Raw genomic sequence first — 22,148 nt, forward strand, 5'->3', positions numbered from 1 at the left:
TCCGCCTGGTGACTCAGGGAATTCCCAGCCCGCTCAGCCTAGGATGTTCCCCATGAAGTCTGCCCGAGAGGCGAAGTCCGCCGCCGTGGTGATCAACGCCGGGGCACGCCTGGGAGCGGGGGCGCCGGCGCTTGCGGTGGACACCCTGCAAAGGGCTGGCCTGTCCGTATCCTCCGTGCACCAGGTGCTGTCCGGCACGGAACTGGCCGGCACCCTGGACCGGGTGGTGGCCGACGGGCACGACCTGGTGGTGGTCGGCGGCGGTGACGGGACCGTGTCCTTCGCGGCCGGGCGGCTTGCCGGGACAAGGATCGTGCTGGGCGTCCTTCCGCTGGGAACAGCCAACGACCTTGCCCGCACGCTGGAAATACCCAGCGATCTCGCCGGGGCGTGCGCTGCCCTCGCGGACGGCAAGGTGGTGGACATCGACCTGGGGCGGGCGAACGGCCAGCCGTTCCTCAACGTCGCGTCCGTTGGCTTGTCCGTCGGGGTGACCGAAACCCTCAGCCCGCGCCTGAAGCGGTACCTCGGGCCGCTGGCCTACGGCGTCGCCGCCGTGCGCGCCTATGCCCGGCACAAGCCGTTCCGGGCCCGCCTCGAGTTCCCCGACGGGGACCACGAGACACTGGAGCTCGAGGACATGCTGCAGGTGGCCGTGGGCAACGGCCGGCATTACGGCGGCGGCAACGCGGTCTCGCCGACTGCCGGGATCGATGACCACACCCTTGATGTCTACGCCATCCCCGGGGCGCCGCTCCGGGAGCACGTGAGGATCGCCCGGCTGCTCAAGGACGGCAGCTTTGTGGAGCGCCGCGGGGTGTACCACGTGACCTGCCAGCGTGTCCGGCTGGTCACCGAGCCGCCCATGCCGGTGAACCTTGACGGCGAGATCGCCACCGCCACGCCTGCCGAATTCACCATCGACCGCAACGCAGTGCACGTCGTGGTGCCGCACAGCAGCAACAGCGCGCGCTTTGACGGGTAGGGCGCTTGCAGCCCTGCGACGCCTTTTTGCCTGAAGTCAGCGGGGGATGCGGCGTCCCCTGAACCGGGTCAGGAGCAGCAGGAGCAGGGCCACGATCAGCAGCACCGGGGCCACTCCCAGGAAGTACCCCAGCGCTTCGACGGCCAGGCCCAGGATAAAGAGGACGACGGCGACAACGGCAATGGCGATTATCAGCGCTCTCATCAGCTTCCGCCTCACACTCGCAGTGATGTGCCCAAGCGTACGCCTGCTTACCGCGCCGCACCCAGTACTTTCCTGTGGAAGGCAGGACTTACGACGGCGGCCGCGTACCGCCGTCGGACTTAACCCACCCCTGCCATGTGCTGGCTACCTGCGGGCGGCCAGTGCCTGTTTGAAGGCGTCCGCTGAGGCCGTGCTGCTGTTGATCCGCCAGTCTGTTTCCTTGTTGAAGTGGAACCAGGTGACCGCGGTGATGTCCGGCTGGGAGCTGAGGTAACTGATGAGTGCCGTGTTCCAGTCCGCTTTGGAGCCGCCCTGCTCGGCCGAGGAGGTTTCGGCAATGAGGATCTGCTTGCCCGGGGCGAGGGCGCGGAGCTGGGAGAGGCCGTCCCCGAAGAGCTGGGACGGCGTTTGCCAGCTGCTCCAAAACGCGGAGGTGCCCCAGTTGTAGCCGTCGAGGGCAACGGTGTCCACGTAGGCGGCGCCCGGATACAGGCCGGTGAACGGGATGCTTTCCCAGTAGGGGACGTTCGGGTTCCACACCCAGTTGACGTTCGTGGCACCCGCTGCACTTACGACGCTGTGCACATGCCGCCAGGCCGCCACGTAGTCGCCGGCGCTGTTGCCGTTGACCTGCTCCGACCATGGGTACCAGTTCCCGTTCATCTCGTGCCCGAACCGCAGCATCACCGGGTGGCCCCAGCCTGCCAGCGCCTGGCCCCACTGCTGCAGGTAGGGATCGAAGTCCCCGGCGGTGATCCGGTCCAGCGCGTACGCGGGCTGGTCCGTACCGCCGCCCCAGGCCCAGGGTTCCCAGGTCAGCAGGGTGAGGGCGCCGCGGGCGCGGGCGGCGTCCAGCTCGGCCAGCGGGGGAGCCTGCCTGAAGTCCTTGTAGGACAGGATGATCGACGGCGCCTCGCCTGCGAGTGCCGCAACCTCGTCCAGTTCCGCAGCTGCAAGCGGCCCGCCGGGGGTCCCGACGCCGAAGCGCAGAGTGGCCGCGGGCGGCGCCGTTGGGGCGGGTTCAGTGGTGGGTGCGGGCGAGGGTGCCGGCGCGGGCGCCGGTTCCTCTTCGGTGGCGGAGGGGGAGCTGTAGGTGACGGTGAAAGGTGCTGATGCGCTCGCGGCCGCTGCCGTGGCCTTGATCGCGACGGTGGCTTCGGTGCTCTCGGGCATCACGAGCTCCGCGGTGAAGTAGCCGGAGGCGCTGGTCTTGAAGGGGGCGCTTGCGGTTGCTGCCGTGACGGTGCCGGAGGTCTTCTTCGGGAAGCCCGTTCCGGTGATCTTCACTGATGTTCCGGCCGGACCGCTGTCCGGACTGAGCGTGATGACGGGGGTAGCCGCCTGCGCCGGCACCGCGGTGAGGGGCAGCGCCCACGCCAGCAGCAGGACCGAACACAGCAGATATCTGAGCAGTCTCACAGGACCTCCGTTTGTTGTGCCGTGTCCTGGGAACAGGTGACGGCAGTCGAGCGCAGCAAAGGAGGAGACCGGCTGATAACCCCCACGTGTTAAGTGTGGAGGGTGGGTGGGGTCGTGGAGGGACGATTGGGGGCAGGATCTGCCCAGTTTTGTCCCACTGTTTGCACAGCATGGCGTCTGAGGGGTGCTGGGTGGCGGCGCGGGGAATGCGGGGTCCGCTTGCCGGTGCCGGCTTCTTGACACCGCCAAGCGCTGAGACCCTCGGTTTCCCGGGTCAAGGCCTGTTACTGCTGGCCCAGTTCCAGCCGCACCCCCATGCGCCAGGCCTTTCAAGCACTACTGTGGACTCCGGACCTCAAGAGCCGGGGTCCTTCGCCACAGGAAAACCTCAAGACTTCCTCAAAATTTTTTTACGGTGCTGGTCATCCCACGTGAATGGCTGGGCGGTGGTCCGGGTCCGGTTCGTTCTCCCGGATGATTTCCCGGACCACCGGTGCAGTGTCGCCGCGTCCGAGGAGCAGGTACCGCATCAGGTGAGCGAGGGGGTTGCCCTCAGACCATTCGAAGTAGGCGTGCGGGCGGACACCAGTGCAGTCGCGCAGGGTCAGCAGGATCGCGGCGATGGCGTTGGGCGCTGCGGGGCTCTGGGCCCGCAGGACCCGGTGACCGTCGACTTCCACGCCGTTGACTTCCAGGACCTCGCTGAATCCGGAAGGATCCGTGACGTCGATTTCGAGGAAGATCACGTCAGCGCTACCGGGAACGGGGTTGTTTTGCCGCTGCGTTGCTTCCTTGGCGGAGTATTCGGCCGCGTCGCGGGCTTGAGGACGGTTGGCGATCAGGTTGATGCGGCCGTCGTACTCGAGGGTGTCCCGGATGAAGCGCCTTGCGTTCTCGTCGAATTCGATTCGTTCCACGCGCAGCTCGGTGGTGCGGCTGATCCGGGAGACCAGGGAGATGGCGATGATGCCGAGGATAAAGAACGCGGAGATGGTTATGCCGTCCGGTTTTTCGATCACGTTGGCGGCCAGGGCGTAAAGCATCACGACCGTCAAGACCGTGAATCCGACGGATGCGGCCCGCTGCCTTTTGCGGACGGCCGAGATGGTGACGGCCACAGCGGCCGAAACCATCATCGCGAGGATGCCGGTGGCGTAGGCGCCGGCCTGGGCGTTGACGTCGGCGTTGAAACCGATGGTGATGCCAATGCTGATTGCCGTGTAGACGAGGACGACGGGGCGGACTGCCCGGGTCCAGTCCGGTGCCATCCCATACGAGGGAAGGTATCGGGGGACGATGTTGATCAGCCCGGCCATTGCGGAAGCGCCGGCGAACCAGAGGATCAGGATGCTGCTGATGTCGTAGACGGAGCCGAAGCCGTTGCCGAGGTGTTCGTGGGCCAGGTAGGCAAGGGCCCGGCCGTTGGCTTCGCCGCCAACCTGGAATTCCTTAGCCGGGATAAGGAGGGTAGTGACGAAGCTGCTGCCCAGAAGGTAGACGCTCATGATCAGCGCCGCAGCAGTGAGGAGCTTTCGGGTGTTCCTGACCCTGCTCGCCAATTTTTCCTTTGGTGTAGCACCTGTCGCGGCCACCAAGGGCATCATACTGACGCCGGTTTCGAAGCCGGACAGGCCCAGGACCAGCAGTGGGAAGGCCAGCAGCGCGGGGCCCATGATGCCGGAGAAGCCTCCGCCGGCAGAGGTGAGAGCGTCTGTCCAACTGGCGACGGCGCCCGGCACGGTCAGGATCTCGACTACGCCCGCGCCGATGATGATGGCGTTCATGCCCAGGAAGACGGCAACGAGCGGGATGGCGACGGCAACTGCTTCGGAAAAGCCCAGCAGGAACACCCCGCCAAGAATCAGCAGCAGCACCACGGTGATGGCCACGGCCTGCCCTTCCAGGACGGGCGGCAGGTAAGGGTTCTCCAGCAGGTGCACAGTGGCGTCCGCTGCAGACAGCGTGATGGTGATGATCCAGGACGTGGCAACAAAACCCAAGAGAACCAGGACAAAGATTTTTCCGCGCCAGAACGGCAGGAGCCGCTCGAGCATTGCCACGGAGCCCTGCCCGTGAGGGCTTTCCTTGGCTACCCGCCGGTACATCGGCAGCATTCCCAGCAGCGTCAGGGCGACGATCAGCAGTGTGGCCAGCGGGGACAGTGCGCCGGCAGCGAGGGCAGCGATACCTGGCAGGTAGGAGAGGGTGGAGAAGTAGTCCACCCCGGTCAGGCACATGACCTTCCACCAGCTTCGCTGCGCGGCGTTTTTGTCTGGCGTTTCCGGGCCCATGGGCTGGTGCACCCGGTGTTCCAAAAGCCAGCGCACCACAGCATTGGCAGGGTGGCCGCCGTTTCGCTCCGGATTGGGGACCGTTGCGGGGAGGGAATAGTGAGCGGGAGCCGTCAAGGGGAGTGTCTTCCTGTACTGCCCGAACTGGGCAGATAGGCCCTGTTTCAGGCGCGCCTTTGTGCTGATAACTCCCGGAGCGTAGCACCGGGCCGGTAGCTGCCTTCTGGCTTTTCCACGGATCTTAATGCTTTCTTAACGCCCTTTAGCGCCATCAAAACCTCGCCTTTTGGCCCCACGACTATGAGCTGGTCAATCCTTGAAGCGGTAGCCTAGCCCGGTGTCGGTCAACAGGTACCGGGGCTTGGCAGGGTCGGTTTCGAGTTTGCGCCGCAACTGAGCCAAATACACCCGCAGATAGGAGGTCTCGCCGGTATAGGCGGGCCCCCATACGGTGGTAAGCAACTCGTTGTGGGTAACCAGGGCGCCCCTGTTCCTTACAAGCAGTTCAAGAATGTTCCACTCAGTGGGGGTGAGGCTGACTGCCATCCCCTGTCGGGTGACCTGCTTGGTGGCCAGATTTATGGCGAAGTCATCGGTAGCCACTACAGGGACGTCCGTCCGTGTTCCCCTGCGCAGTGCGGCACGCAGCCTGGCGAGGAGTTCCTCCATACCGAACGGTTTGGTCACGTAGTCGTCCGCGCCGGCATCGAGGGCCGCAATCTTGTCATCAGAACCGTGCCGTGCAGAAAGGACCACAACCGGTACCTCGCTCCACCGACGCAGTCCGCGGATTACGTCCACCCCGTCTATATCCGGCAAGCCCAGATCCAGGATAACGACGTCCACAGGGTGTTGTGCGGCCGCTTCCAAAGCGGCCTGTCCGGTAACGGCCGCCAGGGTGCTATACCCTCTGGCGTTCAGATTGATCTGCAGGGCACGGAGGATCTGAACTTCGTCGTCAACGATCAGCACTGCTGCCATGGCCACCTCCCATCCCGGGGTAGGGCGGTACGCCGGTGGAGAGCGGTAACCTGACCACCATCGTCAGGCCCCCGCCCGGGGTGGGTTCGGCAAGCAGTACCCCGCCCATCGCTTCGGTGAATCCTTTGGCAACAGCGAGGCCCAGGCCAATGCCGGTTCCCGGTGTGGTGTCGTTGGCCCGCTGAAAGGGCTGGAACATTGTCAACACTTTATCTGTAGGAATCCCTGAACCATGATCGATCACCATGAGTTCGCTGGCGGGGGCGTTCCCAATGGTTGCGCTGCCGGTACCGCCCACCGCACCGGAGACAACCACATCCGAATCTGCGGCATACTTCAGGGCGTTCTCAACCAAGTTGGCGATTACCCGTTCCAGCATTCCAGGGTCAGCGTCAACGGGCGGCATGTTGTCCGGAAGCAACACATGGAGCCTCTCAGAGGTGATGCCCCGCAGCGCCTCGCTGATGACATCCGACCAATACACTGGCTGAGTCAGGGGAGAGACGGAATCAGCCGTAATCCGTGACATATCCAGCAGATTGCTGACCAGCCCGTCTAAACGGTCCGCGCCGGACTCAATGGTGGCCAGTAACTCCTCCTGTTCTTCCGGGTCGAAACTAATGGTCTTGTCACGAAGGCTGCTGGACGCGAGCTTGATCCCAGCAAGGGGAGTGCGCAGATCATGCGAAACCGCCCGTAGGATGGACGTGCGCATGGTGTTCCCCTCCGCCAAGCGAACGTTCTCGCGCTGGCTGGCAGTGAGTTGCTCCCGCTGAACCATAGCCAGCAAGTGAGCGCCGAAGGCCGAAAGCAACCGCCGTTCATTGCCGGACAACGCCCGGCCTTTCAGCGACAGCATCCGCTTGCCGTCCAACTGCTCGACAATGCCAGCCTCCCAAAAATCTTCCGGCCGTGGGCTACCCGAAAGCTCCTGAAGCAGCCACGACGGTCTTTTCCCAGGAGCGGACTCGTCCAGTACCCACAAGCCGGCCGACTCTGCACCGAAGTGCCCACGCACCTGATCCAGGAACTCGGGAATGCTGGTACCCTCCGCGACAGCCCTGCGGCTCAGCTCGCCGAGGATTGCAGCTTCAGCCCCGGCGATGCGCGCTTCCTGGCGCAGCCTCGCTGCCCGGTCTACAACCAGCGAAACGGCCACGGCCACCAGAACAAAGATCAGCAGCGCCAATAGATTCTCGGGGTCAATCACCGACAAAGACCCCACTGGCTGAACACTGAAGTAGTTCACGATCAGCCCGGCCAGGACCGCAGCGGCAACTGCCGGCCAGAGCCCGCCAACCAGCGACACCCCAACAATGCCCGTTAGATGGACCAGCATGTCCGTTGACAACTGGTCATGGGGCAGCCGCTCCAACACAAACTGCAGCGCCGGAGGCAACCCAATCGCAAGCACGAACGACAGCACTTGCCGCCTTCTCCCGCCCGGAAGGGACTCCACTGGGTGCATAGTATCCATAGCCTGAAAATCACATCACGTCCTGCCCCGCACCGAAAGTCGGACACCGCCCGGGTATCCGCCCATCGGCGTCGCACGCGGGCCCAGGTCCGGATTCGGGAGGTCCTGGTGATTGAGCGGAAGCACGGGCGCCGAAGAGGGCCAGGGCCGGCCAAAGGGGGCAGCAGGCAGCTCGCCGTCCTCGGTGTGGTCCTGGTGGTTGTCCTGGCGGTCGTTGCCTTCGCACTGACACGCTAGACCGGCGCCTGCCCGCCGTCGCTGCGTGCTGCCCAGGCTGCATCGAGATCGGCTGGCGGCAGCGGACGCGCGACGAGGTAGCCCTGGGCGATGTCACATCCCAGGTCCTCCAGGACTGCCAGCTGCGTTTCCCGTTCCACCCCTTCTGCTGTGGTTTTGAGGCCCAGGGCCCTGGCAGAGGCCAAGGCGGCGGCAAGCAGAACTGCTGAGGTGGGGTCGGTGTCAATGGTGTCGACCAATGACTTGTCCAGCTTCAGCCCGGTGAGGGGAAGCTCCCGCAGAAGGGACAGGGACGAGTAGGCCGTCCCATAATCGTCCAGGTCCACCCCGATGCCGGCATTGATGAGCGCGCGCAGCTGCGCCGCGGCGGACGCGGGATCGGTAATGGCGGCGCTTTCGGTGATCTCGATATTCAGCAAGGCTGGTGGCAGGTTGTGCCGCTGCAGGCAGGCATGGATATCCCTGACCAGACTCCCGGCGGCCAGCTGCAGGGGCGAGATATTGACGGAAACTGCGCGGGACCTGCCGGCGTCCGCCCAGCGGCGTGCCTGCGCGCAGGCCTCATTGATGACCCACAGGCCAAGCGCATGGATCATGCCGGTGTGTTCGGCAACGTGGATGAACTCGTCCGGGGAAACACGGCCCAGTTCCGGGTCTTCCCAGCGCAGCAGCGCCTCGACGGCGGGACACAACCCGGTGCCGATATCCATCAGCGGCTGGTAGTGGAGGGTGAAGCCGGCATTGTCGAGGGCCTGCGGCAGGCGGCGCCGGATGAGGGCCTGGCGGGCGAAACGGCTGGCAGGCAGGGATGGATCGATCCGCCCCAGCCTCCTTTTGCCTTCGTGTTTGGCCTGCAGCATCGCCGCGTCAGCTTGGCGGAGCAGGTCTTCAAGGTGCGACCCCGGGTCCTGCCCGTCCACACCGATATCGCTTGCCAGGGCCAGGCCCAGGGTGGCGGTTACCCTAAGAGCGTGCCCGTCATGGGTGAAGGGCTCAGCCAGGGCATCGAGGATTTGGTCCGCGAGGGTGAGGGCCCCGGCTTCGTCGACGTCGGCAAGCAGCACTGCGAATTCGTCGCCGCCCAGGCGGGCCACCCTGTCCGCCGGGCTGGTACACCGCTGCAGCCTGGCGGCAAAAGCGGTGAGCACACTGTCTCCAGCCCTATGCCCGAAGGTATTGTTGATGACCTTGAAATCATCCAGGTCCACATAGAGCGCCGCCGCCCGGGTTGACCCGTTGCCGGTCAGTAAGGCTGACCCCGACTCCTCCAACCCCAGCCTGTTCGCCAGGCCCGTCAACGGGTCATGGAGGGCGGCATGCCGGAACACAGCAGAAAGGCCCTCGAAAATCTCTGATACCGGAACCACCCTGGGGGCTCCCGATTCCGGTACCACGAGCACATCCTGGTACCTGCTCTCCTCAGGCCGCTCCAGCAGCGCGGAGGCGGCTGCCCGGAGATCCAGCGACGGCGGCAACCTGAAGGTGGTGGCCGGCACCAGCGCCTCCGCGGTCAAACGGGCGCTCAGTGCCCGCCCGTAGCCCAGCCGCCCCGTCATCCGGTGGTCAAGCTGGTCCCTGGTCAACAGGGAGAGTGTTCCCCTGATCTCGACCACGACGGCCCGAAGACCGCGGTCATTCCTGAACATCGCTTCGATATCTGCTGTGGACGTGTTGCCGGGCAGGACTATCGCCTCAACGCCGAGATCACCCAGTGCAGGCGTGGACGGCTTCACAGCACGGGCGGGACTTAAGGGGTGTGGGCACGGGTTCTGCTTATCAGGCAAAAGCGAACGGAACCTGAACAGCTTGCCAAAAACTGGCCTCTTTACTGGCCCGGGCAAGGGTATTAAAGTGTGGTCTTGTCATAGTCCGGATGGGCGCCGGGGGGCGTCCGGAAAGGGGGAGCGCATCACCACTGACCGTTACCGCATGACAATTGACCATTACGTTGAAAGCCCCTCCTAGGAGGGGCTTTCCCTTTGCCTCTCCCGCCCCTTACTTAAGCGTCAGGCCGCGTCCGCGGGCCGGAAGGTCATCCCGCCGTCCGTGGAAACCACCACCCCGTCCGCCGTGGCGGCCCACACCCACGGGCGGCCGTCTTCGCCCTTGATGGAGGCGATGGCCATGACCTCGCTGTCGATGCGCCCCTTTGTGGTCCACGTTTCCCCAGCATCCGCGGAGTAGTGGACCGTGCCGTCCGGTTCGACGCCCACGGCCTCTGCCGGGTGGGCGAAGGCAGCGAATTGAATCACCGGACCGTTGCTTAGCGGTTTCCAGGTGGCGCCGGCATCCGTGGAGCGCTGGATGCCATCTGGGGTGGTCGCAAGGACCGTGTTGCTGTCGGGGTGTCCGGCGAGGGCGGCCGGTGCGAAGCCCGCGGTGGCTGTCTGCCACGCCGTGCCGTCGGGGCTGGTTCTCAGGGTTCCGTCGAATGCCACGATTCCCGACTTGGTGGTGGCCATCGCGTGAAAGTCCGATTCGCCCTGCCGTGAGAGCTGTTCCCAGGTTTTGCCGCCGTCCGATGACTTGAGCAGGCCCATGGGGTTGGGCAGGTCCGAGCCGGGACCGGGGTGGCCGGAGGCGTAGAAGACACCGTCGGACGGGCCGGGGGTGAAACCCATCAGGTCCAGGGTTTCACCGATCTTTGTGGCTGGCGCGGTGGTAACGTCAAACAGGCCATCGTGGGTGGCCAGGAGTACCTGGCTGGTTTCGCCGCTGACGGTGATTCCGTGGACGTGCGAGCTGGGCATTATGCTGTCGGCCGTCGCTGTCGCTTCCGGGGCTGGGCCGGCCGGGGCTGTGCATCCTGCAAGAGCTAAAAGGGCAGCAGCCACGGCGGACAGCATTATGGAATTCTTGGTTTTGCTGGCGCATGGGAGGGGCATCTGCTTACGGGTACTTTGTCCGGTCAGGTGCGGGCGTCGATGTTGTTCTGGACGATTGTTGCGAGTGTGCGCAATACCTGCTGATCCGACGGGCTGAACTCGCGCGGTTGTTGGTCTATGACGCACAGTGTTCCGATGTTCCAGCCGCGCGGTCCGTGGAGGGGATAGCCGGCGTAGAAGCGGATAAAGGGCTCACCGACGACGAGCGGATTATTGGCGAACCGGTCATCAGTAAGGGTGTCGTTGATGATCAGCATCGAGTCCTCCCGCACGGTATGGGTGCAGAGTGCGATTTCCCGCGGCGTCTCCACATTCAGGGGGCCGACCACTGATTTGAGGAACTGGGCATTCTCGGCGATCAGTGACAGTGAGGCCGCACCAACCCCGAAATACTCCTTTGCCATGGACACCACCCGGTCAAAAATCTCCTCGCGCCCGGTATGGAGGAGGTCGGTTTCACCAAGAGACCGTAACCGCTCCTCCTCAGCCCTTCCCGGCGAAAGCAGAAACCTGCCTGCGGCGCCCAGGCCCGCGAGCGCGTCCTCCCTGGCGCTCGGGGGAGCCAGCGGGCGTGGTTGGCTGCGCGGGACCGCGGATCGACCGCCGTTGCCGCCGGCATGACCCTGTTCAAATTCGGGCAATGCCAGGGCCCCGTGCAGGTAGGCATGAAGCTCGAACTCGGAAAACTTCGTCTGGCCAAAGTAGGCAGGCCAGGCCTCGCGGGGGTCCATCCCCGCAACCACCAAGGCCGCAAGTTCAAGGCGCCGCTCTGACTCATTGCTCATGCTGACCACCCCGACCCAAAAACGCGCTTCTTGGAGGCAATACCATTGCGGAAGTACAAAGCCACTTGATCAGTTTACTTACTATTTGCGCCCATGGGTAATGGCTGAAGTATGTTCTGCCGAGCCGTTCATCTCAGCCCACGTCGCCGGCGTGTTTCTCTTCCACACGGCGACCGGACTGGTACCCGGCGGCTTCATCGGGGTGGATGTCTTCTTCACCCTCAGCGGGTTTGTGATCACGCTGCTGATCATGAAGGAACACATGGCCACAGGTCGGCTGTGCCTGGGCGTCTTTTACGCCAGGCGCCTGGCCAGGGTGTGGCCTGCACTGCTGGCCCTGTGCGGCGTGATCGTCATTGTCGGCTTGGCTCTTCCCGCATCAGCGTGGGGCGGCCAGGCGGCATTCGTCCTGCCGGCGGTCACGTACGTCATGAATCTCGCGCACGTCGGAGTGTTCGGCCACTCCATCACAGGCGAAACGTTGGGGCCCACCTGGACCCTGGCCGTCGAGGAGCAGTTTTACCTGGTATGGCCGCTGCTCCTCCTGGCGATGCTGAGGTTCTGGAAGGTCCGTACCGCCGCATAAGCTACAGCCGGCCTGGCCGCGGCTTTCCTGCTGGAGCGGTGGGTGCTGGTCTTACTCGGGGCACCGCTGGGGAGGCTCTATAACGGACCCGCGCCGACGAACTGCTGATCGGCTGCGCACTGGCCCTGATGGTCACCTGCGTCCGCCAGGGCTCGGTGCTCCACAGACTCTTGCAGGCAAGTGCGCGCTGGGGCGCCCCGCTTGCGGCGCTCGTCCTGGCCGCCGCAGTGTTCCTGCTGAAGGAACCGGAGACGCCCGGGCCCTGGTTCAGTGTCTTCTGATCCCGCTGACTGCGGCGCTGACCATGCTGCTGGCCGCTGTGTCCTTCCGCCTGGTGGAGCGCCCGCTCCGCCGCTGGGCCAACGAAAGGCTGGAGCCCGGCCTCGTGCGCGGTGAAGGCTACGCGCGCGTGAGGCGAAGCTTTGCTGCCCGCTCCACCAGGATCGGTATGTAGTCCCGGACGCGGCCCCCGTCCAGGAGGCTGTGCTCCTCAGCGACCACGTCCTCAATGATCGAGCGTTCATGATTGGGGAAGCGCTGGGCCAGCCGCTCCACCACACCTACGAGGGCCTGGACTTCCGTTTCTTTGATCATTACCGCACCTGTTCAGGGGAGAGTGAATAACCAGTTGGAGGTACTGCTGGCAGGGAATCGTGCCAGCCGGAACCAGACCCCTAGGCCGCAACGTCGGGAGATTTGGAACACTCGACACACTGGACGAACGCGATCAAAGCGCCAACGTCGTCCTTCTTGTAGTGCGTGACATGGTTGGTGGCCCTGCCGCAGGCGGGGCAAAAAGTCTGATGCTGCTTAGTCCACATGCATGAATAATACGGAGGCGATGCATGAACGTCAGGAGAACGCTGAAAGTCTGCGGTTTTCCGCAGTAGAACGGCGGCTCCCCGAGCCGTCGTTCGGCACGCCTCATCATGCGAATGGCGTGCCGGCGCCACTGCGCCAACGGCCGGGCAGATGCGCGTAGAGGAACCCAAACCCTCAACGTTTCAGGCCAGAGCAGAACCGAACCGGGGCGCCGGAGAGCGGCTGGGCAATGCTTTGAGGATGTTTTCTGCCATGCTGCGGACCTTGAGGTTCCGCTGCCGGGACATCCCCGCGAGCTTGCCGAAGGCGTCAGAGTAGGAGCAGCGGTTCTGCGCCATGATCACCCCGCACGCCACATCGATGGAGGTCCGGCTTTCCAGCACGGCCTTAAGGTTGTCCCCGGCGGAGCGGACGCTGTGCACCTCAAGCGCCAGCTTCAGGCTGTGCGACGCTACCCCGGCGAACCACATTGCCTCGGGCACCACCTCATGCCCCAGATCCTTGCCGGTCCGTGCCAGGAACAGCAGGGCACCTGACACCGGGCCGTCCAGCCGCAAGGGAACAGCCAAAGCACGCTGGTAGCCCGCTGCCACCAGCCGCTGCAGGTAAGCCTGCCACTGGACGGAAGCGCCGCCGTCGACCGTTATTGCCGTTGCCCCCCGCACCGCCTGGGCCACGGGACCGTCACCATCCCGGCCCCCACAAACTGCCAGCCTTACGGCATTCTCATCGGTGCCGGCACCGAGTGGCGCTGATTCCCCGCGCATGACCAGAACGGCACACTCCACCCTGGCACCCGACAACCCACTCATCGCCTCAGCGGCAGCTTCGCTCAGCCTCTGCGCCGAGTCCAGGTCCGTCTCGGCGCCTGTGATGAGGTCCAGCAGGAGCCCCTGCCGGTCCAGCCGCCTGCTGCCAACCGCCGCATGCTGTGTCACGCTTCCCCCTAAACTCGAGCCGGCGAATCACCAATACGCAGGCTTTCCTCGAATTTAGGGGCGCCCGGCGGAAAGGGCACGAGTAGCGGGTACTCTACTACTCTTCCTTGCTGTCGCGGCCACTACTTGCTTCCAGCCATTCAGCGAACGTCTGGCGGCCGACGGCGGCTCCGGGCGCCGGAATCAGGGCACCGCTGCGCATGGCTTTCCCCATGGGACCGGGCAGCACTGCCTCGACTACCTTTTTGCGCCGGCCGTTCTTAGCGAGATACGCGCGGACGAGGTCTGCGAGGTTCTCAGTGCGCGGTCCGCCCAGGTCGTTCATCCTTTGAGCGGGTCCTGCCTCCGCCGCCTTCACCAACGCCTCGGCCACCTCCCGGGCAGCCACGGGCTGGGTAAACATCTTGGGAACCGCGACCAACGGGCCAACGGTTCCAAGCTTCACCGTCAGCGGCACGAACTCGTGGAACTGTGTGGAGCGCAGCAGGGTCCAAGGGATGCCGCCGTGGCGTACTTCGTCTTCCTGCACCAGCTTTCCGGCGTAGAGCCCCGACGTGGCGCCGTCGATGCCCACGATGGACAGTGCTACGTGGTGCTGCACGCCGGCGTCTTTTTCCGCTGCCAGCAGGTTCTGCGTGGCATTGGTAAAAAAGTCCACGGCTTTTTTGGTGGACGTGGTCTGGATGCCTGAAACGTCTATGACCGCCTTAACCTGGTCTAAGGCCTGGGCCAGGCCCCTGCCGTTGACCAGGTCCACACCCTCGGCACGGCTCAGGCTCACCACTTCATGGCCGCGCTCCTTGGCGAGCTCCACCACGTGGCGCCCGACAGTTCCGGTTCCCCCTGCTACGGCGATCCTCATGGGAAAAATCTTATGCCCGGGGTCGGTCAATGGCCTCGATGCCCTGCCGTTTCAGTTCTTCAAGGTTGCCCCGCCTGTGCTGGAGTATCCCGGGGGCCGCCCGCGCCGGTGCCGTACGGTTGCAAATGGGGAGGCCAAACCCTTGACTCCGGACGTATCGGGCTACCTATTCTGAGGTTAGTCATGCAGTTTGGCTATCTCGAACCACACATCGGGAGGTCGCTGTGGCTTCCGTTTCCCTTAGATGGCCGCACGTGCCGTCCCGCGAACTGGAACGCATCCGGAACGCACTTCTCCAAGGCCTGCAGAAAGGGCATCACGGCAGGGAGCACCACCTCTCTGAACCGGCCCGTTCCCTGTTGAAGCTTGTGACGGCGGAACTTGCGCGCAGGCGGGAAGGTGCCCACTGATGGCCGGCCAGAGCGGCACCGCTGGCAATCATGGCACCGCAAGGGGGGCAGCATGATGAAGGATAAAGCCGGCCGCGGTGACAATGCCGAGGCTGAAGTAAAGGACGAACCAGGGCCGGGGCAGAAGGACCAGTCTGAGCCGGAGCAGGACGAGGAGCCGGAAGTATCACGGGACCGGTGGGAGGATCCCCCAACCTATCCGCACGCGCCGGGCTTCAACCCGGATTACTGGCCCAAATTCTGAACTGAACTCGTGAAAAGGTTCCACCCGGCCGGGAGTGCAGCTACCCGTCTCTTCGGATACAGCTGCACTCCCAGCCAGTGGAAAATCAGGAAAGAATAATTGCGGCTGACACTCTGGCCCGACTATTGGGCGCTTCGCGTGCCTTTGCCTGGGTGGCCTATGCGGCGATCAGCGCCGGCCGCTGGGCCCGGAGCTCAGAGGTGACCCGCCGCGGTGCCAGGACGCTGATGGTGCACGGTGCCTGCTGCGGATCGATCTTCTGCGGCAGGTGATGGGATTCCGAGGCCGTATGGAGCATCTCCAGGGCTTCCCGGTCGACATGGGCGTGGGAGACGTCCAGCTCCACGTCCAGCCCTTCCTTCAAAGAATTGGCGCGCTTAACCACTACATAAAGAGCATTGACGCTGTGGACGGTGATATGCCCCTTTGCAATCACCTGTGCACGAGCGTGGTCGAGATCTACACGGACAACAACATTCAGTTTGGAATTCAAAAGTAAAGCCTTCCCCGGCATTGGCTGCGACGCTGCAGCTTCTTGCATGTGGCCGTTTGCATCAGCCTCATCCAGAGTAGGGGCCGAATGTGATGCACGCAACAGTTACGTATTTATTACATCGATTAGGATGCTGCCCGCGTGACGCTGGAGCAAAGCTGCTCCCAAGCTCTTCAGACCGATTCAGGCAGTCTTCCTGTTAATACCGTGACCGGCGCAGCTAATACCGTGACCGGCGCAGCGGACCACCGCTCGCGCTCCGGCTCGTAGGAAATCACCACGGCGACTCCACTTTGCCGTGCCTCGTCCATCGCAAGCAGGAGGGCGTCCTCCACATGCCGTGCATACTCGAGCCGCTCGGCCAGTGTGCCCTGCAGGCCGGCGTCGTCAATCAGCACGTGGCTCTTGCCGCCCACGATGACCTTCACGGAGTACCCCTGGTCCTCATGGAGCGAGCCGCGGGTGGATGAAATTTCGGTGACTCTGTCTGCCCGGACCAGCCCGTTGCCGAGCGTGCGGATCCACACTTCACCCATGGATTGACCTCCCCTTTGGCAGCGGGCACGGATCAGTGCCCTATAATGCGAACGCTACTCCTCTGCGGGGTATTTGTGACCCCCGAATTTCCCGTGATTTCGGCACCACGGAACGGACATGAGAAGGGCTGCCGGCAGCAGTCAGTTAAAGTGGGGCCGTTAGACAACAGGGGGTTTGCCTTGCCGAGGAGGAATCAGTGACGTGGTCAAAGCTGGATACTTATCTGTTTCCGCTGTCGCTTTCCACCGAAGCTGCATCAGGGACTTTCGAGATGGACGTAGCCTCCGGCCAGATGCAGTGGTCCCGGGGCCTGTTCGCTATTCACGGGTTGGGCCAGGGCGAGGTGGTTCCCACGTTCGAACTGCTGATGGCACACAAGCATCCACAGGACCGCGGGCCGGTGCGCGCGGCATGGCTGAACCTGATGGAAGCCGGAGGCCATGGGGCGTTGCTGCACCGCGTGATTGACACCCGCGGCAAGGAACGGCGCGTCTTCTCGGCGATCCACGCCCAGGCTGACCCATCAGGGCACGTCAACTGTATCCGCGGGTTCATGGTGGACGTCACCCAGAGCCTGCGCATCGAGTCCCAAGCCGCCGCCTCGGAAGCCATAGAGGGTGCCTACGCCCACAAAGCGGTCATTGAACAGGCCAAGGGCATTGTGATGGCCCTGCGCGGCGTCGATGCAGAATGCGCCTTCAAGATCCTGGCCGACCACAGCCAGCACACCAACACAAAGCTTCACGGTGTGGCAGGGGAACTTGCCAAAGCGGCAGCAGCAGGCAAAGCCAGGGAGGCACTGGAAAGCTTCCGGTAAAGCGCGCCCGCCAGTGAACCTTGCCGGCCCGGGGACAGGGGTATCAGGGGCGGCCCTAGGATAAATCTGATGACTTCCCCGGATGACCCCCAGCCGTTCAACCTGCGCGGCATTGCCGTGGCCGCCTTCGGCCCTACACTGCTGTACGGAATCGGCACGGGTGCCATCCTCCCGGTGGTGGCGCTGACGGCCCGCGATCTGGGCGCCTCGGTGGCCGTTGCGGCGCTGATCGTCACGCTGATCGGCCTGGGATCCTGGTTCTTCAACCTGCCGGCCTCCCTGGTCACCCTCAAGTTTGGTGAGCGCTGGTCCATAGTGGGCGCCGCCGTCGCCGCCGGCCTTGCGCTCGCGGCCGCCGGGCTGACCTCCCTGGTCCCCAACGGCCTGTGGCTGCTCGCCGTGGCGATGGCCGTCGTCGGAATGTCCGGGGCGGTCTTTGGCCTGGCACGGCAGAAGTACCTCACCGAAGCTGTGCCGGTGCAGTTCCGGGCGAGGGCGCTGTCCACGCTGGGTGGGGTGAACCGGATCGGCGTGTTCATCGGCCCGTTCCTGGGCGCGGCCGTGATGCAGTTCCTCGGCATCGGCGGAGCCTACTGGGTGGGCGTGGTGGCCATGGTGGCCGCCGCTTTGCTGTCCCTCACCATCCCGGACCTGGCCGATGGGCAGGTGCCCGACGGCGGACACCAGGGCCCCGAGCCCACGCTCCGGAGCGTCGCGGTGTCCCATTCCGGAGTGTTCCTATCCTTGGGCACTGGCATATTACTGCTCAGCGCCCTGCGGTCCTCCCGGCAGGTGGTGATCCCGCTGTGGGCGGACCACTTGGGCATGGACGCCACGTCCGCTTCCCTGATCTACGGGCTGTCCGGAGCGATCGACATGCTGGTGTTCTACCCCGCGGGGAAGCTCATGGACCGGAAGGGACGGCAATTCGTGGCGGTGCCTTCCACCCTGCTCATGGGTGCGGCCCTGCTGCTGATTCCGCTGACCGGGACGTTTGTTGGGCTGCTGTTGGCGGCGCTGCTGATCGGGTTCGGCAACGGGATCAGCTCCGGGCTGGTGATGACGCTGGGCGCCGACTTCTCGCCGGACCGCGGCCGCGGCCAGTTCTTGGGGCTGTGGCGTTTCATGGCCGATGCCGGGTCCACGGGAGGGCCGGTGCTGCTCTCGGCGGTGACGGCCGCTGCCACCCTGGGCGCGGGGATCTCAGCCACAGGAGTACTGGGGTTCGCGGCGGCGGCCGTGTTCGCCGTCGTGATTCCGCGGGTCAAGCACCGCCGGAACTACTGACACCGGGTAGGGGATATCCTCATCAGATGAGCGAAACGGGCATGGCCACCCGGATAAGTCCGCTGCAGAAGGCTCTGTGGTGGGCGCAGGACTACGTGTACGCCGCGGTGTGCCAGGTGGAAGGCATGCTGTCCCGGGTGCAGCCCGGGTCCTTCCACCAGGGCCACCGCGACCCCGTGGTGATCATCCCGGGCGTGTATGAGAACTGGCAGTTCATGCTGCCGCTCATTCAGACCATCCACGACGCCGGCCATCCCGTCCACGTGGTCACGGTGCTGCAGCGGAACAAGCTGGACGTACCCGTGGCCGCCCGGCTGGTGGCCCAGCACCTGGAGGAGGCCGGCCTGCAGGGTGCGGCGATCGTGGCCCACAGCAAGGGCGGGCTGATCGGGAAGTACACCATGCTGAACCTGGACCCGGAACAGCGGATCGACAGGATGATCACGGTGTGCACGCCGTTTTCCGGATCGCGCTATGCAAAGTACATGCTGCTGCCGAGCCTGCGGATCTTCTCCCCGCGGAACGCCCTGACACTCCAGTTGGCCCGCGAGGAGACGATCAACAGCAAAATCACCTCCATCTACGGCCCCTTCGACCCGCACATCCCCGAGGGCAGCGTCCTGCCGGGGGCCACGAACATTGAGCTGCCCGTGGCCGGGCATTTCCGGATCCTGGGGGAGCCGGAAACGGCGCGGATTATTGTTGAGCAGCTGACCCCCGGTAAGCCGTGAGCGCTGCTTACGATCCCGGAGCAAGGTACGACGGCGGGGCTCCGGTTCCAGAGGAGCCCGACCACTCGCGTGCCGCAGACGCGGTGGAACGGCGCCAGAGCCGCTGGGCCACGGTACTCGCGGTGCTGCAACGGCTGCTCTACATGCTGGTCACTGTGGCTGTGGGGTGGGCAGTGTGGTTTTTCCTGCTGTCCCGGCTGTCCCGCGGCCCGGACCAGGCATGGGTGTTCCTGCCCGTGTGGCTGATCCTGGCGTACGCACTCCTTCCGCGCATCCATAAGATCCTCAGCAGCCTCTACATTCCGGAGTACTTCATCGGCAGGGCCCGAACCGGGGACGGGGTGCTCGGCGATCCGGTGAACCTTGCGGTGGTGGGAACGCAGGAGGAGCTGCGGCGGGCGATGCTGTCCGCCGGCTGGGTGGAAGCCGATCCCATCACCCCGGCTACCGCGTGGCGGACCCTTACCTCTACCGTGCTGGGCAGGAGCTACCCGCAGGCGCCGGTCAGCTCGCTCTACGTCTTCGGCAACAAGCAGGACCTGGCGTTCCAGCGCGAGATTGACGGGAACCCGCGCAAACGGCACCACGTACGGTTCTGGAAATGCCCGGACGGGTGGATGCTGCCGGGCGGGCTCTCGGTGGACTGGGTGGGTGCGGGTACTTACGACAGAAGCGTGGGCCTGTCCCTGTTCACATTCCAGATCACCCACAAGATCGCCGACCGCACCGACGAGGAACGGGACTTCATCATCCAGACCCTGCAGGCGGCCAGCGCAGTACAGTCCGTCCACATCATCCTCAACTACTCCAGCGGCTACCATCACCGCAACGGCGGCGGCGACGCCATCCGCACCGACGGGCACCTGCCCATCATTGATCTGTTTGAGCCGGGCCGGCCCGGCGTTAACACGCGGGGGTAAATAGGTGAGCGTCGGTCCGGCGGACTAAGGAGCAGGCATGGCAGGCAGTGGGCAGGGCGGGGACTCCGCCGGCGGGCAGGGGCCCGCTGAACTGCAGCATCCCCGCTTCGCCCGCGCCTTCGCGGAAGCGGTTGAAGGCATCGACCGCCGCGGCGCAGCGGAGCACCGGCGCGAGCTGCTCGCCAAGCTCCATGGCTTCGTCATCGAGATCGGCGCAGGCGAGGGCTCGAGCTTTGCCTTCTATCCGCCGACGGTGACAAAGGTGCTGGCCATCGAGCCGGATGACTATCTGCGAAAGATCGCCACCGCCAAAGCCGCCTCGGCGACCGTGCCGGTCACCGTACGCGCCGGGGCGGCTGAGCACATACCCGCGGAGGACGCCAGCGCCGATGCCCTGGTGAGCAGCCTGGTCCTGTGCAGCGTCGGCGAGCAGGTGCCCGTGCTGGCCGAGGTCAGGCGCGTCCTGCGCCCGGGCGGAACCTTGGCCTTTTATGAACACGTCCGCTCGAACAGGCCGTTCTTCGCTGCTATTGAAGACATGATGACCCCGGCCTGGCAGCGGTTCGCCGGCGGCTGCCACCCTAACCGGGACACGGTGGCTGCCATTGAAGCAGCCAGCTTCGCCCCCGTGAACAGCAGGCGCTTCAACTTTGCTGTCCATCCGCTGTCCCCGCCGGTGGCGCACGTCCTGGGCACAGCGGTAAGTTCCGGCCCTCTGGCATCCAGCTAGCGCGGCAGGCTTCGGCGGGAGTGGAAGTCCCGACGCCGCCTTTGGGGGGAAAGGCGGCGCCGGGACGGTGTGAGGAACGCGTCATCCTGTAGCAGGGGGACAACCCGCCCCGCCGTCGTCGCGGCTGCAAGGAAGACAGTCGGCTGCAGGAGTACCTGGCGGAGCCCACTTCAAGACTCCGCCAGGAGGATGACGGGCCGCGGAAAGGTAGTCATGCCCACCGTCCCGCCGGCCCAGGATGCTCCGGTTGGACGGATCTCCTGCTACCGCAACTATGCCCCGCCCGCATCAAGTTACCCGCCGGTAATAGATCAAAGTTCCCTCAAGGTCTGGGCGGGAGTGACGAACAAGATACGTGATTTTGATCTGCGCGAAACATTCCACTCCCAGCTGTCTCATATCCTTGAATGCAGAGAAATCAGCTGGAGGAACCCTTGGAAACAACCGACGCCGCCGTGAAGCCCATCATTGGACTCGCAACCTATTTGGAGAATGCGGGCACCGATGGTTGTGGCACCGTAAGCGCGGCGTTCCTGCCTGAGACGTACCTTGCCCCCATCATCGCGGCAGGGGGCGTACCCACCCTTCTTCCGCCCCAGCCTGTTGTCCCGGGCGTCATCGAACACCTCGTAAGCCGGCTGGACGGGCTGGTCATTCCCGGCGGCTGGGACGTCAACCCGGCGCTCTACGGGCAGGAAGCCCACGCCGAGACGGACGCGCCGCGGCCCGAACGCGACGCCTGGGAGCAGGCCCTCATCCGCGAGGCCCTGCGGCAGGACATCCCGCTCCTGTGCATCTGCCGCGGCGAGCAGCTCCTGAACGTTACCCTCGGAGGCACCCTGCACCAGCACCTGCCGGACGTCGTCGGCAACGGCCACTATCAACTGGGCGGCTTCGAATTCAACAAAATCCAGGTGGAGATCCGGCAGGGTTCCCGCCTGGAGCAGCTGATCGGCGCCAACCCCGGCCCGGTCCCTGTGTCCCACCACCAGGCCGTGGACAAGCTGGGGGAGGGCCTGATTGCCGCTGCCTGGAGCGAGGATCAGGTGGTGGAAGCCATCGAGCACCCCGCCAGCACCTTCGCGATGGGCATCCAGTGGCACCCCGAGGAGCTCCCGGAGGACTTCGGGCTCTTCCGCGGGTTCATCGAAGCAGCCCGCGCGAAGCTCCTGTCCCGCCTGTGGCAGGCAACGCCGTCGTCCGCTGCCTCACAGTTGGCCGCTTCTGCAACTGCTGCAGCGCCGGTTCCCGCCGCCCAAACCCCGGCTGCCGAACTGGCTGCAGCAGCACTGCCCCTGGCGGATAACTCGGGCCAGCCAAGCGCCTTCTGAGTCCCGCCGCCAACCAGCAGCGGCCCCTTCAGTCGTATGTTCCGGGGCTGCAATTTGGCATTTTCGCTTGCGGTTGAGAAGTAAGCATGCTTACTATGCTGTGACTGACAACTGAAGTTGAGCAAACGCTTCACGGATACGAGCCGAGGAGCGATGTGGCTTACCTTAACTATGGC

At 64.7% G+C, this 22,148-nt stretch carries 22 protein-coding genes; 9 read left to right on the top strand and 13 right to left on the bottom strand.

What is annotated here, in order from left to right; translation table 11 throughout:
* Nucleotides 1-52: 52 nt before the first annotated feature.
* A complete protein-coding gene (locus FDW84_RS09115) occupies nucleotides 53-985 on the top strand; it encodes a lipid kinase (protein WP_138608698.1) in 933 nt (310 codons plus the stop codon).
* 36 nt (nucleotides 986-1,021) lie between these two features.
* On the opposite strand, the gene FDW84_RS19325 is transcribed toward FDW84_RS09115, so the two are convergent.
* The 8 genes from FDW84_RS19325 to FDW84_RS09155 form a co-directional block, all read right to left on the bottom strand.
* Nucleotides 1,022-1,189, bottom strand: coding sequence for a hypothetical protein (locus tag FDW84_RS19325; protein ID WP_171046736.1), 168 nt, complete (start codon nucleotides 1,187-1,189; stop codon nucleotides 1,022-1,024).
* Between the two features lie 144 nt (nucleotides 1,190-1,333).
* Entirely contained in the window at nucleotides 1,334-2,608 is a 1,275-nt protein-coding gene (locus FDW84_RS09120; RefSeq protein WP_371419156.1) for a glycoside hydrolase family 26 protein, read from the bottom strand.
* 422 nt (nucleotides 2,609-3,030) lie between these two features.
* Nucleotides 3,031-5,016, bottom strand: a complete 1,986-nt coding sequence (locus FDW84_RS09125; protein ID WP_138608700.1) for an APC family permease — start codon at nucleotides 5,014-5,016, stop codon at nucleotides 3,031-3,033.
* A 192-nt stretch (nucleotides 5,017-5,208) separates the two neighbouring features.
* The gene (locus FDW84_RS09130; RefSeq protein WP_138608702.1) at nucleotides 5,209-5,880 is read right to left on the bottom strand and encodes a response regulator; all 672 of its coding nucleotides are present in this window, start codon (nucleotides 5,878-5,880) and stop codon (nucleotides 5,209-5,211) included.
* Nucleotides 5,858-7,357 carry a sensor histidine kinase gene (locus FDW84_RS09135; RefSeq protein ID WP_138608704.1) on the bottom strand — a complete coding sequence of 500 codons (1,500 nt, stop codon included), beginning with the start codon at nucleotides 7,355-7,357 and terminating at the stop codon, nucleotides 5,858-5,860. Before FDW84_RS09135 ends, FDW84_RS09130 begins: the two co-directional genes overlap by 23 nt.
* A gap of 233 nt (nucleotides 7,358-7,590) precedes the next feature.
* Nucleotides 7,591-9,327 carry a putative bifunctional diguanylate cyclase/phosphodiesterase gene (locus FDW84_RS09145; protein ID WP_138608708.1) on the bottom strand — a complete coding sequence of 579 codons (1,737 nt, stop codon included), beginning with the start codon at nucleotides 9,325-9,327 and terminating at the stop codon, nucleotides 7,591-7,593.
* A 273-nt stretch (nucleotides 9,328-9,600) separates the two neighbouring features.
* The gene (locus FDW84_RS09150) at nucleotides 9,601-10,479 is read right to left on the bottom strand and encodes a F510_1955 family glycosylhydrolase (RefSeq protein ID WP_138608711.1); all 879 of its coding nucleotides are present in this window, start codon (nucleotides 10,477-10,479) and stop codon (nucleotides 9,601-9,603) included.
* Between the two features lie 23 nt (nucleotides 10,480-10,502).
* Entirely contained in the window at nucleotides 10,503-11,264 is a 762-nt protein-coding gene (locus FDW84_RS09155; RefSeq protein ID WP_138608713.1) for a GAF domain-containing protein, read from the bottom strand.
* A gap of 100 nt (nucleotides 11,265-11,364) precedes the next feature.
* Here FDW84_RS09155 and FDW84_RS19710 point away from each other — a divergent pair, with 100 nt between their 5' ends.
* Nucleotides 11,365-11,850 carry an acyltransferase family protein gene (locus tag FDW84_RS19710; RefSeq protein WP_240721458.1) on the top strand — a complete coding sequence of 162 codons (486 nt, stop codon included), beginning with the start codon at nucleotides 11,365-11,367 and terminating at the stop codon, nucleotides 11,848-11,850.
* A 399-nt stretch (nucleotides 11,851-12,249) separates the two neighbouring features.
* Here FDW84_RS19710 and FDW84_RS09165 read toward each other — a convergent pair whose 3' ends face one another.
* From FDW84_RS09165 to FDW84_RS09175, 3 genes are all read right to left on the bottom strand, one after another.
* Complete coding sequence (locus FDW84_RS09165; RefSeq protein WP_138608715.1) at nucleotides 12,250-12,444, bottom strand: three-helix bundle dimerization domain-containing protein; 195 nt, start codon at nucleotides 12,442-12,444, stop codon at nucleotides 12,250-12,252.
* Between the two features lie 410 nt (nucleotides 12,445-12,854).
* The gene (locus tag FDW84_RS09170; protein WP_240721459.1) at nucleotides 12,855-13,610 is read right to left on the bottom strand and encodes an ANTAR domain-containing protein; all 756 of its coding nucleotides are present in this window, start codon (nucleotides 13,608-13,610) and stop codon (nucleotides 12,855-12,857) included.
* A gap of 97 nt (nucleotides 13,611-13,707) precedes the next feature.
* Entirely contained in the window at nucleotides 13,708-14,472 is a 765-nt protein-coding gene (locus FDW84_RS09175) for an SDR family oxidoreductase (protein ID WP_138608717.1), read from the bottom strand.
* A gap of 462 nt (nucleotides 14,473-14,934) precedes the next feature.
* Here FDW84_RS09175 and FDW84_RS09180 point away from each other — a divergent pair, with 462 nt between their 5' ends.
* Nucleotides 14,935-15,126, top strand: coding sequence for a hypothetical protein (locus FDW84_RS09180; RefSeq protein ID WP_138608719.1), 192 nt, complete (start codon nucleotides 14,935-14,937; stop codon nucleotides 15,124-15,126).
* A gap of 157 nt (nucleotides 15,127-15,283) precedes the next feature.
* Here FDW84_RS09180 and FDW84_RS09185 read toward each other — a convergent pair whose 3' ends face one another.
* Both FDW84_RS09185 and FDW84_RS09190 read right to left on the bottom strand, forming a co-directional pair.
* Complete coding sequence (locus FDW84_RS09185) at nucleotides 15,284-15,619, bottom strand: hypothetical protein (RefSeq protein ID WP_138608721.1); 336 nt, start codon at nucleotides 15,617-15,619, stop codon at nucleotides 15,284-15,286.
* 173 nt (nucleotides 15,620-15,792) lie between these two features.
* Nucleotides 15,793-16,155: a hypothetical protein gene (locus FDW84_RS09190; RefSeq protein ID WP_138608722.1), complete on the bottom strand. Its 363-nt coding sequence runs from the start codon at nucleotides 16,153-16,155 to the stop codon at nucleotides 15,793-15,795.
* A gap of 197 nt (nucleotides 16,156-16,352) precedes the next feature.
* On the opposite strand from FDW84_RS09190, the gene FDW84_RS09195 reads away from it, so the two are divergent.
* From FDW84_RS09195 to FDW84_RS09220, 6 genes are all read left to right on the top strand, one after another.
* The gene (locus FDW84_RS09195; protein WP_240721460.1) at nucleotides 16,353-16,973 is read left to right on the top strand and encodes a PAS and ANTAR domain-containing protein; all 621 of its coding nucleotides are present in this window, start codon (nucleotides 16,353-16,355) and stop codon (nucleotides 16,971-16,973) included.
* Between the two features lie 69 nt (nucleotides 16,974-17,042).
* Nucleotides 17,043-18,260 (top strand): MFS transporter, encoded by a 1,218-nt coding sequence (locus FDW84_RS09200; protein WP_138608724.1) that lies wholly within the window; start codon nucleotides 17,043-17,045, stop codon nucleotides 18,258-18,260.
* Nucleotides 18,261-18,286: 26 nt separating this feature from the next.
* On the top strand, nucleotides 18,287-18,991 hold the full coding sequence (locus tag FDW84_RS09205; protein ID WP_138608726.1) for an esterase/lipase family protein: 705 nt from the start codon (nucleotides 18,287-18,289) through the stop codon (nucleotides 18,989-18,991).
* On the top strand, nucleotides 18,988-19,911 hold the full coding sequence (locus FDW84_RS09210; protein WP_138608728.1) for an LssY C-terminal domain-containing protein: 924 nt from the start codon (nucleotides 18,988-18,990) through the stop codon (nucleotides 19,909-19,911). Before FDW84_RS09205 ends, FDW84_RS09210 begins: the two co-directional genes overlap by 4 nt.
* Nucleotides 19,912-19,948: 37 nt before the next feature.
* Complete coding sequence (locus FDW84_RS09215; protein ID WP_138608730.1) at nucleotides 19,949-20,641, top strand: class I SAM-dependent methyltransferase; 693 nt, start codon at nucleotides 19,949-19,951, stop codon at nucleotides 20,639-20,641.
* Between the two features lie 407 nt (nucleotides 20,642-21,048).
* Nucleotides 21,049-21,972 carry a gamma-glutamyl-gamma-aminobutyrate hydrolase family protein gene (locus FDW84_RS09220; protein WP_240721461.1) on the top strand — a complete coding sequence of 308 codons (924 nt, stop codon included), beginning with the start codon at nucleotides 21,049-21,051 and terminating at the stop codon, nucleotides 21,970-21,972.
* Nucleotides 21,973-22,148: the final 176 nt, after the last annotated feature.

The organism is Pseudarthrobacter sp. NamE5 (genome assembly GCF_005796225.1).
Lineage (GTDB): Bacteria > Actinomycetota > Actinomycetes > Actinomycetales > Micrococcaceae > Arthrobacter.